This is a genomic window from Terrabacter sp. P5_B1 (assembly GCF_056400505.1).
In genome coordinates this window covers 1-16,694 of record NZ_JBFULD010000052.1, presented here as the reverse complement: position 1 = coordinate 16,694, position 16,694 = coordinate 1, and the positions used below count along the sequence as shown (strand labels likewise).

18 protein-coding genes are annotated in these 16,694 nt (G+C 66.6%); 11 read left to right on the top strand and 7 right to left on the bottom strand.

All coding sequences use genetic code 11. From position 1 onward, the window contains the following. Together AC1DP0_RS06125 and AC1DP0_RS06120 are read right to left on the bottom strand one after the other, a co-directional pair. Nucleotides 1-253 (bottom strand): hypothetical protein (locus tag AC1DP0_RS06125; protein WP_478082981.1); only part of this gene is annotated, 253 nt, incomplete at its 3' end. Between the two features lie 111 nt (nt 254-364). Then, complete coding sequence (locus AC1DP0_RS06120) at nt 365-676, bottom strand: hypothetical protein (protein ID WP_478082980.1); 312 nt, start codon at nt 674-676, stop codon at nt 365-367. A gap of 308 nt (nt 677-984) precedes the next feature. Here AC1DP0_RS06120 and AC1DP0_RS06115 point away from each other — a divergent pair, with 308 nt between their 5' ends. The 7 genes from AC1DP0_RS06115 (at nt 985) to AC1DP0_RS06085 (ending at nt 9,428) form a co-directional block, all read left to right on the top strand. Next, nucleotides 985-2,193 (top strand): IS110 family RNA-guided transposase, encoded by a 1,209-nt coding sequence (locus tag AC1DP0_RS06115; protein ID WP_478082979.1) that lies wholly within the window; start codon nt 985-987, stop codon nt 2,191-2,193. A 162-nt stretch (nt 2,194-2,355) separates the two neighbouring features. Further along, nucleotides 2,356-3,441 carry a DNA-methyltransferase gene (locus AC1DP0_RS06110; protein ID WP_478082978.1) on the top strand — a complete coding sequence of 362 codons (1,086 nt, stop codon included), beginning with the start codon at nt 2,356-2,358 and terminating at the stop codon, nt 3,439-3,441. Continuing rightward, nucleotides 3,438-3,692, top strand: coding sequence for a hypothetical protein (locus AC1DP0_RS06105; RefSeq protein ID WP_478082977.1), 255 nt, complete (start codon nt 3,438-3,440; stop codon nt 3,690-3,692). The genes AC1DP0_RS06110 and AC1DP0_RS06105 overlap by 4 nt, the downstream gene beginning before the upstream one ends. Beyond that, nucleotides 3,674-6,346: a coiled-coil domain-containing protein gene (locus tag AC1DP0_RS06100; protein WP_478082976.1), complete on the top strand. Its 2,673-nt coding sequence runs from the start codon at nt 3,674-3,676 to the stop codon at nt 6,344-6,346. The genes AC1DP0_RS06105 and AC1DP0_RS06100 overlap by 19 nt, the downstream gene beginning before the upstream one ends. Before the next feature lie 7 nt (nt 6,347-6,353). Further along, a complete protein-coding gene (locus tag AC1DP0_RS06095) occupies nt 6,354-7,409 on the top strand; it encodes a hypothetical protein (protein WP_478082975.1) in 1,056 nt (351 codons plus the stop codon). Between the two features lie 118 nt (nt 7,410-7,527). Further along, on the top strand, nt 7,528-9,042 hold the full coding sequence (locus AC1DP0_RS06090) for an SIR2 family protein (protein WP_478082974.1): 1,515 nt from the start codon (nt 7,528-7,530) through the stop codon (nt 9,040-9,042). Between the two features lie 263 nt (nt 9,043-9,305). Continuing rightward, the gene (locus AC1DP0_RS06085; protein WP_478082973.1) at nt 9,306-9,428 is read left to right on the top strand and encodes a hypothetical protein; all 123 of its coding nucleotides are present in this window, start codon (nt 9,306-9,308) and stop codon (nt 9,426-9,428) included. Nucleotides 9,429-9,565: 137 nt separating this feature from the next. Here AC1DP0_RS06085 and AC1DP0_RS06080 read toward each other — a convergent pair whose 3' ends face one another. Genes AC1DP0_RS06080 through AC1DP0_RS06070 form a run of 3 tightly spaced genes read right to left on the bottom strand, consistent with a single transcriptional unit; the run spans nt 9,566 to nt 11,897 of the window. Further along, the gene (locus AC1DP0_RS06080; protein ID WP_478082972.1) at nt 9,566-9,823 is read right to left on the bottom strand and encodes a hypothetical protein; all 258 of its coding nucleotides are present in this window, start codon (nt 9,821-9,823) and stop codon (nt 9,566-9,568) included. Continuing rightward, a complete protein-coding gene (locus AC1DP0_RS06075) occupies nt 9,820-11,730 on the bottom strand; it encodes a beta-galactosidase (protein WP_478082971.1) in 1,911 nt (636 codons plus the stop codon). The genes AC1DP0_RS06080 and AC1DP0_RS06075 overlap by 4 nt, the downstream gene beginning before the upstream one ends. Further along, entirely contained in the window at nt 11,727-11,897 is a 171-nt protein-coding gene (locus AC1DP0_RS06070; protein WP_478082970.1) for a hypothetical protein, read from the bottom strand. Before AC1DP0_RS06070 ends, AC1DP0_RS06075 begins: the two co-directional genes overlap by 4 nt. 77 nt (nt 11,898-11,974) lie before the next feature. Between AC1DP0_RS06070 and AC1DP0_RS06065 the strand changes: the two genes are divergently transcribed. The 4 genes from AC1DP0_RS06065 to AC1DP0_RS06050 all read left to right on the top strand — a co-directional run bounded on the left by AC1DP0_RS06065 (nt 11,975) and on the right by AC1DP0_RS06050 (nt 15,792). Then, nucleotides 11,975-12,451: a hypothetical protein gene (locus tag AC1DP0_RS06065; RefSeq protein ID WP_478082969.1), complete on the top strand. Its 477-nt coding sequence runs from the start codon at nt 11,975-11,977 to the stop codon at nt 12,449-12,451. Between the two features lie 148 nt (nt 12,452-12,599). Then, nucleotides 12,600-13,922: an ABC transporter substrate-binding protein gene (locus AC1DP0_RS06060; RefSeq protein WP_478082968.1), complete on the top strand. Its 1,323-nt coding sequence runs from the start codon at nt 12,600-12,602 to the stop codon at nt 13,920-13,922. Nucleotides 13,923-14,083: 161 nt separating this feature from the next. After that, nucleotides 14,084-14,941 (top strand): carbohydrate ABC transporter permease, encoded by an 858-nt coding sequence (locus AC1DP0_RS06055; RefSeq protein WP_478082967.1) that lies wholly within the window; start codon nt 14,084-14,086, stop codon nt 14,939-14,941. Next, on the top strand, nt 14,941-15,792 hold the full coding sequence (locus AC1DP0_RS06050; RefSeq protein WP_478082966.1) for a carbohydrate ABC transporter permease: 852 nt from the start codon (nt 14,941-14,943) through the stop codon (nt 15,790-15,792). The genes AC1DP0_RS06055 and AC1DP0_RS06050 overlap by 1 nt, the downstream gene beginning before the upstream one ends. A gap of 48 nt (nt 15,793-15,840) precedes the next feature. On the opposite strand, the gene AC1DP0_RS06045 is transcribed toward AC1DP0_RS06050, so the two are convergent. Beyond that, nucleotides 15,841-16,173, bottom strand: a complete 333-nt coding sequence (locus AC1DP0_RS06045; RefSeq protein ID WP_478082965.1) for a cupin domain-containing protein — start codon at nt 16,171-16,173, stop codon at nt 15,841-15,843. Between the two features lie 95 nt (nt 16,174-16,268). Next, on the bottom strand, nt 16,269-16,634 hold the full coding sequence (locus tag AC1DP0_RS06040; RefSeq protein ID WP_478082964.1) for a hypothetical protein: 366 nt from the start codon (nt 16,632-16,634) through the stop codon (nt 16,269-16,271). Nucleotides 16,635-16,694 lie beyond the last annotated feature (60 nt).

Below are 16,694 nucleotides of genomic sequence, written 5' to 3'. Positions count from 1 at the left end.
GATGCTGGACCAGGTCCACGAAGCCGCGCAGATCTTCGGGGTGTATCTCGACGTACCAACGGTTGGGCCCTCGCCCCACGGCTCCCCCCGGCCTCGAGCGGGCCGCCTGGAACGCCGCATCGATATCCTCGCGTAGCTGCTGCACCCACTCCCGGGAAAATGCGCCTTTGCAGGCGATGATGCCGTCGGTTTCCAGCCCACGGCGTATCTCGTCGACGTCGAACACCTCTTGGTGGGTCGTGTCCAGGCTCATAGAGCGACGCTACGCCGCTAGGCGGCCAGTTCGCCGTTCAGGCCCGCCCTTGAGTCCCTGCGCGGCGGTGTGATGCCCCTCAGCACCAACTCGCGGCGAGGGCGAACCGGCTCAACGGCCCGGTGGGTGCGGATAACCGACACCGAAATGCTGAGCGACGATCTCGGTGGTTTCGCATCCCCAATGTGCTCGTTGAGAAATCGGGATGACGTCGCTCTCGGATCCGTCGCACACTCCACTTCCAGATCCGCAGTCCTGGTGGATCGCCAAGATCTGCCTCGCGAGTGGATCCTGGATGCCGTTCAATCGACGCATGGCCTCAACCCAGCGCGCCACCGGGACAGGCTCGAGGTCCTCTACATCCTGAGCAACGTCCATGTGCAGCGCTGCACTCGTCTCTTCGTCGTAGGCATATCTGGCCATGCTTCGGACCCTACGGAATCGACACTGCCCGCGCAGTCAACTCAGCAGATCCGGCCGCCGCCCCAACAGGGCGCTCGCGGCTACTAGACGATTGTCGGTAGGGCCGGTGTCTGGCCAGACTCGGTTCAGGTGATCGGCGGGCAGCTCTCTATGCGGCTGCCCACCAGCGTCACCKGTGTGGCTCTCTATCGGTCTGCGGCCCGCCGGTCACCGTGACGAGGCGTGGCTCAAGAAGGGACTGCCCTGCTCGTAGTAGCACTGCCCACCTCGCCGTCCATATCGGCACGAGMMSAGGTGGGAGCACGRGMATGGAASGCATCATCATCGGGGTCGATCCCCACAAGCTGTCGGCGACGATCGAGGTCGTGGACGAYCACGAGCGCCGGCTCGGTCACGGCCGGTTCACCACCGACAAGGCTGGCTACGCCGCGATGCTGAGGTACGCCAAGGCGTGGCCGACGCGGACCTGGGCGGTCGAGGGAGCGAACGGGGTCGGTCGTCCGCTGGCGCAGCGGCTGCTCGAGGCTGGCGAAGACGTCGTCGACGTCCCGGCGAAGCTCGCCGCGCGGGTCCGGCTGTTCGACACCGGCCACAACCGCAAGACCGATGCCCATGATGCGCACTCGATCGCGATGGTCGCCGTGCGCACCCAAGGCTTGCGGGTGCCGCGGACCGACGGTGAGCTCGAGGCGCTGCGGATGCTGGTCGACCGGCGTGAATCGCTCAGTCGGCGTCGGGTGCAAACCGTGGACCGGCTTCAGGCGCTGCTGGCGGAACTGCTTCCGGGACAAGCGAAGAAGGACATCACTGCCGGCCAGGCCAAGCGGATGCTCGCGTCAGTCCGCCCGCGCGACATCGCGGGCAGGACCCGGCGCCGGATCGCGGCCGAGGAGCTCGCCGAGCTGGTCGCGGTCGAAGCCAAGATGAAGAAGGCCAACGCTGAGCTCAAGGCGATCGTCCTCGCCCGCGGGTCGCACCTGATGGACCTTCGWGGTGTCGGCCCGGTCGTCGCGGCGCGGGTGCTGGCTGACGTTGGGGACGTGTCCCGCTTCGCTGACCGGAACAGGTTCGCGTCCTGGACCGGCACTGCGCCGCTCGATGCCTCGTCGGGGGAGCRTTCCCGGCACCGCCTCTCCCGGGCCGGGGACCGGCGGATGAACCACATGATCCACATCGCTGCGATCTCCCAGATCCGCCTGGACACCGACGGGCGGGCCTACTACCGGCGCAAGCGCGCTGAGGGCAASCGGCCGTTGGAGGCGATCCGATGTTTGAAACGCAGAATCTCAGACGCCATCTAWCGCCAGCTCGTCACCGACGCCGCAGCCGCCGAGATCAAGGTGGCTGAAGATGAGAACGCGGGTCCGGGAGGGCACCGCGGGGCGTCTCATGTATCCAGCGCGGCCGGCTCGAACCCGCTCACCAGCGCTTCGGATCAGCCACTTCCCGGACCCGCGCCAACGACGCTACGCCGCCCGCCCACCACGCGGAAGACCCACCTCGACGCGACCGGTTGACAACAGAAGGGAGCCGGTATGACGTTTCATTGCAGGCGGCGGTCTACCTTTCGGCCCGCGGATGAGTCTTGGCGACACATTGGCACACCCATATCGTGACGGGCTAGGCTCGGGTCGTGTCCAGTCCGCGTACGCTCATCGATCCCTGTGACGTCGGGGTGCGTGTTGGTCGCCGCTAAACGGGCCGGCCAGGGGAAAGTAAGCGTCCTACCTCTGCCGACGACCGCCACGAGGCGAGGGCAGAAGGTCAGGAACGAGCGTGTTGAAGTCGTACAGGACCTTCCGCAGGTCTCGACCGGCGATGCGTTCGACCTAGTCGGGCGGCTTCCCGAGGCTTCGGTCGACTGCGTAGTCACCAGTCCGCCGTACTGGGGGCTGCGTGCGTACGGGCATGAGCACGACGACACACTCCTTGACCGCTGGCAGGACGCACAACCCGACAAGACAACGCGACAAGAGTTGCGCACCCGGGGACCGGGTTACGACTGGTACCGGAAGAACGGTGGCGTCCTCGGGCTCGAGCCCTACCCCGACTGGTTCATAACCCATCTGGTCGAGATCTTCACCCGTCTGCAGCCCGCGCTGAAGCTGGACGGGAACTTGTGGGTGAACCTGGGTGATACCTACTTCGCCCGGTGGTCCAGCGTTCGCGGTGACGGCCGACAAGGACTCGGCGAGAATCCCCGGACTCGCCGCGTGACCCCGGCCGGCGGCTACCTCCAGGACAAGCAGCTCTTGATGGTTCCGGCGCGGTTCGCAATCGCGATGCAGGACGCCGGCTGGATCCTGCGCAATGACGTCATCTGGTCAAAGGCAGACGTTCCTCCTCGGCCCTCGAACGATGACCGGCTGAAACTCTCGCACGAGCACTTCTTCCACTTCGTGCGGCGCCGCACCGACAGCCGCGCGAAGTATTACTACAACGTGGCGGCCGCCGAAGATGGCGCAAGGGACGTTGTGCAGGTTTCGCGATCGAAAGGCCGCGATGGGCACTCGGCAACATTTCCAGCTGCAGTGATCAAGCCACGCATCGAGTCTAGTTGTCCTCCAGGCGGTCTCGTAGTTGATCCGTTCTGCGGCACTGGCCGCACCCTCGAGGTGGCTGTCGAATCAGGTCGTAGGGCTCACGGCATGGAGCTTTCGACCAACTACGCGCAAGCTGCACGTGCCAACGTGCGTCGAGCGAAAGAGCGGCGGACTATCCGCCCCACAGTGGGAGGCACTGGAAGGCCAGACGAGAAGCGATGAGGGACGAGACAACGAGCGCCAATTCCGGCGCGTCGAATCCGGGCAGCCTCGCCGCCCTCCAGGAGCTGGTAGACGACCTGATCAGAGTCGATGTTGCCGGCGTCGATGAAGCCGACCCTGGCCCTCTTGGTGCCGAGTTCCGAGTCGAACTGCAAGAACTTGTAACCGCAGAGATGAAACGCCGCGACTTGACACCCGACCTGGCAACGATCCTTGCTGCGGCGCTCACGAAGTGGGCATCCGACAGATGAGGTTTCGGTTCGAGTCCTCGGGCAAGAGTCTGCCCGTCATCCCAATCGTTCCCGACCACAAGCTGAGCACAATCGAGGGTCGCAACGGAATCGGCAAGACGCTCGCGGCCCGAATTCTGGAGTTCATCACCGACGGTGAGCCGTTCGTTGCCCTGCCGAAAGCCTGGGAGAGCTTCGGTAGGGACCTCGGAAAGCTGACAGTCACCATCGACGGATTCCCAAGCGGCGAAACCGTCAGGTGCGAGCTCGACGGCGCGTCTTGGGCAGGGCGCCGGGAGGAGGACTGCGTCGGCAGCCCAGGGCTCGCGTTCATCAACGATAAGCCTGCCGAGTGGGCAGCCGTTCACCGGCTGATCAAGGTTCGACGCATCGCTGGGGACGAGGGGCTTACCGAGACCTTGGCCAGAACGCTGCGCGAGTCGAGCGTCGTCGCACGGCGTCGCGACGAGGAGACTTCGGCGGCCGTCAACGCGTTCGGCGACCAGCTGAGACAGCTGACCGACGACCTAGTGCAGGTGAGGGTTGCGGGCCACTCAGAAGAAGTTGAGGAGTACCGGAGACTTTCGGCCGAGTACGGGAAGGCGGCAGCCAAGGCCAACGCAGCAGAGGACGCCTGCGGTCAGGCGGTCGACGCGCTGGACAAGCACGAGCATCTCGTCAAGAACCTTGAGGGACTTCCGAGGCTGCTGACTGAGTACGCAGACGCGCTCGCTGCTCACAAAGAGGCCGAAACGGCGTCGATCGAAGCTGATAAAGCTTTGACCGAGATCGGTCGGAAGCAAGAGGTCGATGCGAAGAAGGCCGAAGATATCAAGTGGCTCTTGAAGCGCCGACCGTATCGGCTAGATCAGCTAGCGAGCGCCCAGGTCGATGAGCAACGGGCGCATGCCCGCCTTGGTGTTACGACCCGGCTCAAGCGAGGCGACATCAGCGACCGGGTCAAGGCGATCGATGAAAGACTACGCACCCTGGAAGAAGAGAACAGGACTGCCGACATGGCGGGCACCGTGCGCAACGTCCAGACGACCCTTCTTCAAGAGCTCACCGGAATGCCGAAGAGGGCTCAGAACGAGCGGATCGCCACGATCGGTCGGGACATCAGGGTTCATGAACTCGCAGACGGCATCGCGGCACGCCGCAAGCAACTCGAAGGCATCCCGAAACCGGACGAGGTCGCGCATCGCGAGAGCGAGATGGCCAGCCTCAAGTTTCAGAAGATGTGGCTTGCGGGACTGTTTGAGTTGTACCGCAAGACAGACGCGAAGAAGAAGCTTGTCGATGGCGGCGAACGAGATCTCGCCGCGCTTCGTGGCGACGCTGATGATCAGGATGCGTTGCTCAGGGCAAACACTGACTCCGCTACGGCCAGGGGAAACCTCATGCAGGCGGCGGTCGCGGTCAGCGAAGCGCAGGCAGGCATCAAGGCCGCAATTGGGCTTGAAGAACTCCCCGATAAGGATCCAACCAACGAAACGGCGCCTGACCTCGAAGACGAAGAACTCGACAACGAGAACCTTCCCGTGCCGCGGTCGGTCGACGAGGTGGAGGACGAAGTTCGAGGGTGGCTCGAGAAGGTCGAAGCAACCCTCGACCCTCGGTACAAGACGCGTTGGACTAAGGCGTTCGCAGGAGCAGGGTCGCTCGCGACGAAGGTCGAGCGGGGGCATGCCGTGGTCGAGGGAGCGGTCACCGCCCTCCGGACGGAAATCGAAGAACTCAGCATGACCTTCCAGAACGCATCCGCGGTCGCGTTGGGTCTGTCGGTCGCTCAGGACCAGGCGATGGAGGTCGTCGCGAACCGGCTCGAGCGGCTGGGGGTCGCGCTTCGGGTTCTGGCGGATGACGCCGGCCCGTGGAGCGGGTACCGAAATGCGCTGCAGAAGGTCGTTGAGGCCTGCGGTTTGCCGTGGGAAGATTTCGCGGATCTCGTAGAGAGCCCGCCCGTTTTGTCGGACCTCCTCGCCGACGAGCCGCGTCGGGCGGCGATCGAGAAGTCCACCCGAGTGGTCGAGACAGTTTCGATGGTCACCAGCGAACTTGAGACCTCAGCGGCGCGAGTCCGTGACCAGTGGTCCAACACGGCGAACTACCTGTACCGGTTTTCGTCAGAGCTCTCAGCGCGGCTCGAGGACAACCCATACGACTCCAGAAGCATGCGAGCCAGCGCTGGCGACATACTGACCAAATGGGCTGAGAACACAATCAGCGACCTCCTCTCAACTCCGGAACTTCGGACTGAGCTCTTCGACGAGTCGCCCGTGGTGAGTTTCAACATCAAAGACCTCACAGTGTCTTGGACAGAGGGTGGAACGAAGCGCCGCCGTCGCAGGCCCTTGGAAGCGTTCTCTTCCGGCGAGCAGGTCTTCGCGTACACGAAGGCGAAGCTTGAGCGGCTCAGTAGCCTTCACGACAGCACGGACAACGTTGTCGTCTTCCTCGACGAGTTCGGCGCCTTCGTTGCTCGAGACCGCTTCGCACAGCTGGTCACATACATCCAGCACGACGCACTCGGCAGGATCGCAGACCAGATTGTTGTGACAGTGCCGCTGTCCGGAGACCTGCACCAGGTGCGCGACAACGCGGCACTGGCGAAGGTCGAAGCAGAGGTTTTCGACCCGCCTGGCTACGTCGTCATCCCGGCACGGGTGGATTGACAGCGCCGTGGACCTCAAAGAGCTTCTCGGCCGCGAGATAGAGATCAGCAACCGGAGCGCCAAGGTTCTGCTTGACGCACTCGTCGACCTCTGGACCCAACAAGCCCCGCTGATGAAGGCACACTTACGCACCCATCGCGACTTCGCCGAACTAGCGCACCTTCAGGACGACCTAAAGAAACTCCACCACTGGTTCAACCCGACCGCGACTGGTCGACGACTCCGGGACGCATTGGACGCTGTGCCGCTTATGGGTCCTGGCCTGGCAGCCCAGGTCGGTGGATTGGACGCGTTCGGTGACCTTGTCGAGAAGGTCGACGACACACGGGTGCTGGTGAGCCCCGAAGGGCGAGTCGCGATGTGGATTCTCGCCGTCGGGTTGGACCTGTCCGAAGACTCACAGCCCGACGAGAGCATCTGGTTCTCCCAGCAGCACGTCATGTCCGCCTGGGCGTTACTGCATGACACGTACCTCGAGTGGAACAGGCAACGCATCCGGGACGTCACCGGGTTGCTTCGCGACGAGACAGCGACGTTCCGCCCCTCAGCCATCGCGCTGTTGCTCGTCCTTCTCATCAACCGCAACACATCCAAGGAACGGAGGCTTCCGGCTCCGGTCGAGGCGCGGCTCTCCAATGACGTTAGTCGTGCGATCGCCCAGCCTGCGCTGGCGTTCACCAAGGCCCTGGGCGGTACTCGCGACAGCAAGGCCGACGCACGAGGACTCGAGATCTACCGAGGGTGGGCGGCCGGCGAGATCGCCAGGCGTCTGGGTTCGGGGTTTCACCGCGAAGATGGAATTTGGATCGACGAAGACACCGTGGGGGCGGCCGAGGACCGTCTGGTTACGGCACTCGCGGGCCGGCCAGCGAAACAGCTCGAACAAGTGCCATTCGCGCTGAATTCGCTTCGTCACGAGTACGAGCGGGTGCGACCCCAACTGACCACGCTGGGCATTGCTCACGAGCGACCGTCGGTGACGAAGCGACTCGTGGAGAAGATCGTCCGCGCAGTTGGGGAACGTGCGGCAGAGCCCGACGACCGCGAGGTGGGCAATGAGTAGTGCCCGGGTCGAGGTGGTTCTCAAGTGGCTCGAGGCGGTCCTTCGTGAGCACCACCGGACAGCAGACCCTAAGACACCCCTCGTTTTGCCCACCGCGTTGGCCGAACGCCACCGTTGGATGAACCTCGTCGAGGAGGTCTTCAAATCTGCTGAGGGAGTGATGGTTGACGCGCTCGCTTCTCGGGGCGAGTGTGACTGCGGCGACATCGAGACCGACGCCCCCGATCTGGTTGCACACGTACGTACGTTCCTCGACGAGTACAACAAGCTCGACACGAAGGCGAACCTGGCCCTCGCGATCGGTGGTGGCAAAGCCGTCGTCGAAGGTGACGCCTTCGACTCGGTAAATGCAGCGCAGCGGGCGGTCCGCGAGGTGGCGGCCTCGATGTGCGATTCACGCCTACGCGACGCGGATCTCGCGGCGCTCATCTACGCCGAAGAATCGATGTCTCAGCAAGTGCTCGCCCTTGTCTGGAACACCGTGACCAGCATGCTCGACAAGATCCCGAAGGACGCCGCACCGGCGACACTCTGCGTTGTCGCCGGCGACAGCCAGGCGTCTCCCGATGTGAACTGCAGCGGAAAGAACAGCCTCCGGTTCAGTGTCGATGAGCAATTGAGCGAACGACACGCCTACTCGACCGAGTTGAAAGTCATCGCCGACATGGGCCGGCACGAGCGGGACGACATGCCCTTAGTCGTCCTCTTCCTTGGCGCAGGCTCGTCGGTCGCCGACGGCTTACCCACTGGGGATAAGCTTCGCGACCAGGCACTGAAGCGCTTGACCGGCAAGGACGTTGACCGGAACACGTTCAGGGCAGTCGCAGGCGAGTGGTACGGCGAACTTGAGTCCGGCGGTCACCTGCTGCCGTTCGAGATCGGCCCCGGGGCCCAGGACAACTTCATCGACACTCTGACCCTGGAAAGAGTCATCGAGCAGGAGCAACGAGTCGAGGCTCGACCTTTCACCACCACGCTGCAAGCGTTCGCCAGGAAGCATGACGAACGGTTCGAGGAACTCGAGGCGATGCGCAACGCGGGCGACCTCGCCAACGACCCGATGGCTCGCCTCTGCAGCCGCCGCGCACGGATCGTCATCGTCACAGTGAATTTCGACCGGTTCGTTGAAGCCCGGGCAGGCGACGACGTCCAAGTGTTCGCCGAGCCCGATGAACTGGAGAAGTTCCCAGACGCCCTGGCCGAGTACATCGAATACGGAGGCCGCGTCCCGCTGCTGAAGTTGCACGGCACAATCGACAAACCCGACACCCTGGTCGCCACTATTGGAGAAACGAACTCCGGCCTGAACGTCCAACGACAGGCCGCGATCCAGGCACTAGTAGACCGGATGTCCGAGGCCCCGCTAAAGCCTTGGTGGTATGTCGGGTACAGCATGCGCGACCAAGACCTTCTGAACATCTGGACTAAGCCCGAACTATCCAAGATGAACGAGCGCTGGGTCGATCCGTACCTGAACCCCTACGTCGTCAAATTCGTAGCGAAGCACCGGCTTCAGAACTGGGGCTTGGTCCAGTACTCCGCGAAGTGGACTGCCGCCAACCGCCTTGTGTCTCTCACGGCCTCCGACTTCCTCACAGAACTCGCCGAAGTCATCGAACGCGGCTGGACCTGACCCAACCCCGTCGGCAGCGCCGAACCGCCGGGCCTCACCCACCCAAGTCAGGCAGAGGCCGAACTCAACCCTCATTGAAGGCGACATCCTCCCACCACGCGTAGAAAGGGTGGTCGCCGGAGGCCGCGACTAAACCAAGCTCGTCAACGGAATGCGCAAACTGGTCGCAGTCCTCAACCGGCGTCGCCGGCCCAAACATTGCCCTGCTTCGCCCAAGCGGACTGTCCACTAACGGAAGCGCGTTCACCACTCGAGGCGTCTAGGTGCTGTGGCCTAAGAAGAAGCTGTACACGAAGCTCGCGGCGGCGGGGCTCTGCGACAGCGGCACCACAGCCGAGCTTCACGCGCGGCTCACCAAGCGCTGCCAGCAGCCTGCGTGGCTCTGATATAGCCGGATTCGCGCCCGACGAGATGGCCGCTCATTCTGGGCGGGATGGGCTACCTCGAGGTCACCCCGGTTTGCTTGCGGGACGGCTGGGCGCGACTGCTTGTCGCGCCCCAGCCGTACTTTGCGCCTTGTACCTCAGAGCAAGAGGGTGTGGTCCCCTGAGGCCAGCTCGATCGGCAGTCCGTCGACGATGACCGTCGTGCGGCCGTCCTCGTCGAGGCCGGGCCGGAAGCGGACCGTGCCATCCGCGTCGACGCCGGCGATCTCGGCCGAGGCCCAGTCGAGCCGGCGACCGGCGACGTCGAGGCCGAGCGGCAGGATGTGCCCTGACCGGGGCGGGACGAGCAGGGTCGCGCCGGCCGCGATCGGGGTGCCGTCCAGAGCGACCGTCACCGTGGCCGGTGCGCCGGACGTGTTGAGCACGTGCAGGGCCCGCTCGCCGTCGTCGGTGCTCGTCGTCGTCGCGAAGACGCCCGGCCACTGCGTCTCGAGGCGTAGGCCCGGCGTGACGCCGAGGCTGGACAGGGCCCGGTCGAAGAGGACCGGGTCCGAGGGCACCTGCGCCGCGAGGACGATGGCACGCCCCTCGCCGAGCGGCACGTCGACACCGCACACGGCGCCGTAGACGTGGTGAGCACGACGTCACCGCGCTCGTGCTCGAGGTGCTGCAGCCAGCCGGCGCGCATCTCCGGCCACGGCTGCGCCCAACCCTGGGCGACGAGCGAGGGGAAGTAGTGCCCTGAGTCGCGCACGGCCTCGCCGCCACGGATCCCGAGAGCATCGGCCAACACGGTGCATGGCGACCCATTGAGCTCGCGCTCGGGCACCCGCCCGAGCAGCACGAGGTTGCCACCAGTCGTGACGTGCCCGACGAGCCGCTCCTGCACGACACGCGAGAGATGACGCCCCGTCCCCAGGAGCACCGTCGAGCCGGGCTTCGGGTCGCGGCGCTCGAGGTGCGTCGCGCCGAACCGGAAACCGCCGAGCAGCAGCGAGCGAGCGAGAGCCTTGCGCTCGCCCGCGCCTCGGTGCGACGTCAGGTCGTTGACGACCTCCGTCATCACCTCCGAGCCCGGGTGGTGGTACTCCGTCATGTACGCGTCGAGCACGAGTCCCAGCGACACGTCGTCGTGGTCCTCGTCCATCCGGGCGAGCCACGGCTCGTTGGCCTTCATCGCGAGGATGGCCTGCTTCGTCGCCTCGTAGGCGTAGCCGCGCTGCCCCTCCGGGCCGACGGGCGCGGCCGTGCCGTGGCGCTCGCCGGTGAAGCTGACCCGGTCGTTGCCGTCGTCGACCCGCTCGTCGAGCGGCGGGTTGATGCCGCCGGCGAAGAGGTAGTAGTTGATGAGCCGGTTGCCCTGGGCGAGGCACAGGCGTGTCTTGAGGTCCGCCGTCGACGGGTCGTACTGCATCTCCGCGCCAGCACCGTAGTCGCCCGAACCCGCCTCGAACTCAAGGGAGGTCAGCGGCTGGTCGGAGTCGTGGACGGCCGCCATGTAGGCGTTCATGACGTAGAGGTCCGTCATGGTGTTGAGCGTGGCCTCGCCGAGGTAGTGGTCCGACCCCGAGACCATCCCCGGGATGCCGGCATACGTGTCGACGAGCTGGCTGATGCCGATCGGGAAGGGGGCGCCGTTGCCGCCCTCCGTGCCGTGGATGTTTACGAAGAACGGCACGCCCGCGACACCGCGCTCCTCGCACATCCCGCGCAGCGCCGCCACATACGAAGCGAACCGGCCCCGCATGAAGAGCCCGAGGTCGAGACGCAGCGCCCCGGCCCACTCCTCCTTGGGCGACCGCACGACGGATGCCCAGCCCTCCTCACCCGGCGACACGACATACGGCCCCGCGTCACCGTGGCGCTCGCGGACGAAGTCGCCGAACGACGCGACGAGGCCGTCGGTGAGGTCGGGCGAGTTCGTCACCCACGCGAGCATGCCGATCTCGTTGTCGAGCTGGACGCCGATGATCGGGCCGCCCGCCCGCTGGAGCCGCGGCGCCAGCACCGGCATGATCGCGTCGAACCAGCGAGCGCTCTCGGCGAGGAACGCCGGCGCGAGGTAGTCCACCGTTCGCGACGACACCTGCACGCCGTCCCAGCCGACCGGCACGATCTCCGGGTGGTCGCGGTAGACGCGGTACGGGATGCCCTCGTTCTTCAGCTCGGCCATGATGAACGGCCCGGGGCGCGCGATGAACCGCAGCCCCTTCGACGCCGCGAGGTCGATGAACGCGCCGACGTCCCGTTCGGGCCACGTCTCGCCGTCGATGCGGATCTGGCGCTGGCTGATCTCGATCATGAGTCCTTCTTCGTCACCGTGACGGACACAGGTTGGAGGCGGCCCGAGTCGGGCCCGGTGAGCAGGACGATCTCGCCCGCGTCGAACCGCGTCGTGAGGTCACGGCCGACGTATGCGAACTGCTCGGCCGCCACGTCGACGGTGACCTCGCGCGCCTTGCCGCTCACCTGAGCCGGAGCCTGCCGCGCCTGCCGGTCGTACTCTGGTGGGGGTCCCGCAGCGGGCGAGAGGTGGGGTGGCGAGCGTGTCGCAGTGGCGCGAGCAGTGGTCGGAGGAGGAGTGGTTCACGCTCCGGCTCGGCCCTGTCTGGGTGCTGAGCGCCTTGATCGGGCGGGTCCGCTTCGACGAGGACGAGCGCGGAGCCTTCTGGGACGCCGTGACCGACGCGGCGCTGCGCAGCAGCGGCCCCGGACGTGAGCTGCTGGGCACCGCCGCAGCCGAACGCCGCTGGCTGTTCGCCGAGTTCGAGCTCGATGGTCGACCCGTCGTGTCCGGCCTGCTGTCGGTGTCCCGCCTGCTCGAACGCATGGCTGACGAGACCCGCGACGACGTGCGCGCCAGCATCCTGAGGATCGGCGGCTCCGTCGCCCGCGCCCGTGGGCCCTTCGGCCGGCGCATGACGATGGAGGACGAGCAGACCCTCCTGCTCGTCGAGCAGCTGCTCCAGACCGAGGCGGAGACCGTGAACGACAACCCGCTCGACTCCCCGGCCGCCATCTGAGCCGCTCCGACGTCACAGAGTGGCCCATCCGGCATACGCGCAGGTCTCGGGCATACGATCGCACGGTGGGCGGGGTCGAGCAGACTGGCCGAGCGCCCACCGTCGTCAACGGTGCCCACACCCGGGCAGGAAGGACGCAGGGGAACCTATGTCTGACAAGCAGATCGGCCGCGAGATCGGCCAGGCCCTCGGGGCGCACCTCACCCGGCGCTCGCTCTTCGCGCTCGGCGGTGCCGCTGCGGTCACGGGTGCGCTCGCCGCGTGCGGCAGCAACACCGGACGCGAGCCGGCGGCCTCGGGCGGCGCGAGCGGCGGCAGCGGGGCCACGATCAACCAGTGGTACCACCAGTACGGCGAGGCCGGCACGCAGCAGGCCGTCGAGAAGTATGCCGCGGGCTACAAGGACGCCACCGTCAAGGTCAGCTGGAAGCCCGGCGACTACGACCAGTCCACGGCCGCCTCGCTGCTCACCGACGCCGGCCCCGACGTCTTCGAGTACGGCAACGGCCCGACCATCGACATGATCAAGGGCGGCCAGGTCGTCGACCTCACCGACCTCATCGGTGACACGAAGTCCGACTTCAACCCGAGCATCCTCGAGCGGATGACCTACCAGGGCAAGACGTACGCCATCCCGCAGGTCGTCGACATGCAGCTGCTCGTCTACCGCAAGTCGATGCTCGACAAGGCCGGGATCACGCCGCCGCAGACCATCGACGAGCTCATCGCCGCGGCGAAGAAGCTCACGCAGGGCAACGTCAAGGGCCTCTTCCTCGGCAACGACGGCGGCGCCGGCCTCATGGGCGGCCCGATGCTGTGGTCGGCCGGCCTCGACTACCTCACCAAGGACAACCAGTTCGGCTTCGACGACCCGCGCGCGGCGACGGCCCTCGGCAAGCTCCGCGAGATGTGGGACGCCAAGGTGCTGCTCCTCGGTGCCCCCAAGGACTGGTTCGACGCCTCGGCCCTCACCTCCGGCCTGACGGCCATGCAGTTCACCGGCCTGTGGACCTTCCCCGACATCAAGAAGGGCCTCGGCGACGACTTCGGCGTCATGGCCTGGCCCGCCCTCGACGGCAGCGGCAAGGCCTCCGTGCCCGTCGGCGCCTACGGCTCGTGCGTCAGCGCCAAGAGCAAGGACGTCCAGGCTGCCAAGAAGTTCGCCAAGTGGCTGTGGGTCGACCAGACCGAGGACCAGCTCGACTTCGCGACCTCCTACGGCTTCCACATCCCCTCGCGCACGAGCCTCATCAGCCAGGCCGCGACGCTCAAGAGCGGGCAGGCTGCCGAGGCGGCCAAGCTCGCGACCGAGGTCGGCCACGCGCAGAGCCCCATCCTGTGGACGCCCAAGTGCGCCACGGCCTTCGGTGACGCGATGAACCGCATCGTCAAGGAGGGCGCCGACCCGGCCGGCGAGATCGCCAAGGTCAAGGCCGTGGCCGAGCCCGAGCTGAAGCGGGTCCTCGCCTGACAGCGCAAGCCGAGCCGGCGGCATACGACAGCGCCGACCAGCGGACGGCAACCGAGCGGGCGACGGATCCTCGACCACCTGGCACACCCAGGGCACCGAGGCCGTCGCTCGGCCGGCGCCTGCGCGGGCGCCAGGACCGCAACCTGTGGTTCTGGGTCTTCGTGGGCCCCTTCGTCATCGGCTTGATCGTCTTCGTCTACGTGCCGATCGCGTGGTCGGTCTACCTGTCGTTCTTCGAGTCCTACAACACCGTCACCCCGACGAAGTTCGTCGGCGTCGGCAACTACCTCGACATGCTGCGGGACCCGGCGTTCCGCAGCAGCCTCGTCACATTCCTCGCGTTCGCCGTCTTCATCGTGCCGACGACGTTCGTCATCTCCCTCGGCGCGGCGCTGCTCGTCGCGCGCACCCGGGTCATGCAGTCGTTCTTCCGGTCGGTCTTCTTCCTGCCGACCGCGTGCTCCTACGTCGTGGCCGCGCTGATCTGGAAGATGTCGATCTTCAGCGGCATCCGCTCGGGCCTGGCCAACGGGGTGCTCGGCTGGTTCGGCATCGACTCGATCCCGTGGCTGAGCCTCGCCAACCCGCCGTGGTACTGGCTCGTCATCGTCACGGCGCGGCTGTGGCTGCAGCTCGGCTTCTACATGATCCTCTTCCTCGCCGGCATCCAGCGGATTAGCCCGACGCTCTACGAGGCGGCCGCCATCGACGGCGCCGAGGGGTGGAAGGTCTTCCGCCACATCACCCTGCCGCAGCTGCGCGCGACCTCGACCGCCGTGCTGCTGCTCCTGCTCATCAACGCCTTCCAGGCGTTCGACGAGTTCTACAACATCCTCTCGACGTTCGGCACCTACCCGCCCTACGCGCGGCCGCCGCTCGTCTACCTCTACTACACGGCGCTCGGCTCCGGTCAGGACTTCGGCCACGGCTCGGCGGGCGCCGTCATCCTGACCCTCTTCATCGCGATCATCGCCGTGGCGCAGGGCCGCCTCCTCCGACTCGGCGACAGGGGCGACTGATGGTCATCGTGCGCAGCAAGCGCCAGTCCCGCGCCGTCGGCTGGGCCCGGTACAGCGCCCTCGCGGTCGCGGCGCTGCTCTTCCTCATCCCCTTCTACCTGTTGGTCCGCAGCGCGTTCATGCGCGAGCAGGACCTCGGCTCGCCGGACTTCCACTGGCTGCCGCCGGTCTGGGAGACCTCGAACCTCACCGGCCTCTTCGACAACCCGGCGATCCCGATGGCGCGCAGCCTGTTCAACTCGGGCCTCATCGCCGTGACCCAGACGGTCGGCGTGCTCATCATCTCCGGCCTCGCCGGCTACGGTCTGGCGCGCATCCCGTACCGCTGGTGCAACGCCGTCTTCGTCGCGATCACCGCGACGCTGCTCATCCCCGCGGCCGTCACCTTCGTGCCGAGCTTCGTCCTCGTCTCGTCGCTCGGCTGGATCTCGACGCTGCGCGGCCTCATCATCCCGGGCCTCTTCCAGGCGCTCGCGACGTTCCTCTTCCGGCAGTTCTTCCTCGGCTTCCCCAAGGAGATCGAGGAGGCGGCCTTCATCGACGGCCTCGGCTACTGGGGCACCTTCTGGCGCATCGTCGTCCCCAACTCGATGGGGTTCGTCGCCGCGATCGGCACGATCACCTTCATCGGGTCGTGGAACGCCTTCCTCTGGCCCCTCGTCATCGGCCGCGACCAGGAGTCGTGGACGGTGCAGATCGCGCTGTCGACCTTCCTCACGGCGCAGTCGGTGCAGGTCAGCCAGCTCTTCATGGCCGCGCTCGTCGCGATCGTTCCGCTGCTGCTGATGTTCCTCTTCCTCCAGCGCTGGATCGTCGAGGGCGTCGAGCGCACCGGCATCGCGGGCGACTGAGCGGCCCCCGAGGGCGTATGCCGTCCGCCCGCCTCGGGCGCGGCCGTGTCAGTCGCGCATGGCGACCGTGAGCAGCACCGCGCTGTCCTCGACCGCTTCGAGGGAGTGCCGCGCCTGCGGCACGATGAGGAGGTCACCCGCGATGCCCTCCCAGGAGACGTCCCCGGCCACGAGCCGCACGCGTCCGCGGAGCACCTGGACTGTGGACTCCCCGTTGCTCTCGTGCTCGGCGAGGGACTGGCCGGCCGCCAGGGCGAGGACGGTCTGGCGCAGCACGTGCTCGTGCCCGCCGTAGACGGTGTCGGCCGCGCGGCCGTTGGAGGCGCGGGTGGCGTGCTCGAGCAGCTCGCGGGCGAGGGCGGTCAGCGATGACTTCTCCATGGACTCACCATGGCACCCCCGGCGGCGGTCCGTCGTCGGTACCGGACCACACGGCATACGACCCAGGGCGTAATGCCGGGTGGCTCGGCCGAGGGTCAACGGATCCGACGCAGGTGGTCGGGTGCCGGCATCCGGCGCACCTCGACGCTCCAGAAGCGGACGACGAGCGCGTAGCCGGGAGCGAGGGTGATCCGGTGCTCGAACCCGCTGTCCTGCGTCTCGGCGACCGTCGAGCGCTCGACCTCGGCGGCGGCCGCGACGGCACGGTCGAGGTCCCGCCGGTTCGTGTGCAGCACCACGGCGCCGACGTAGGTGACGGTCGCGAGCTCGTGGCCCCGGTCGGTGTCCCCGGCGAGCAGCGTCCACGTGAACGAGTCCCCGGCGATCGACCAGTCCTGCACCTGGGCGCCGGACAGGTCGAGGGCGGCGAGGTCGCGGACGTCTTCGGGCAGCTCGGTCACGGCACCATCGTGCCCGCTGCGGGGAGGTCCGGTCAGTCCAGGTCCTGCACGTCCGCACGC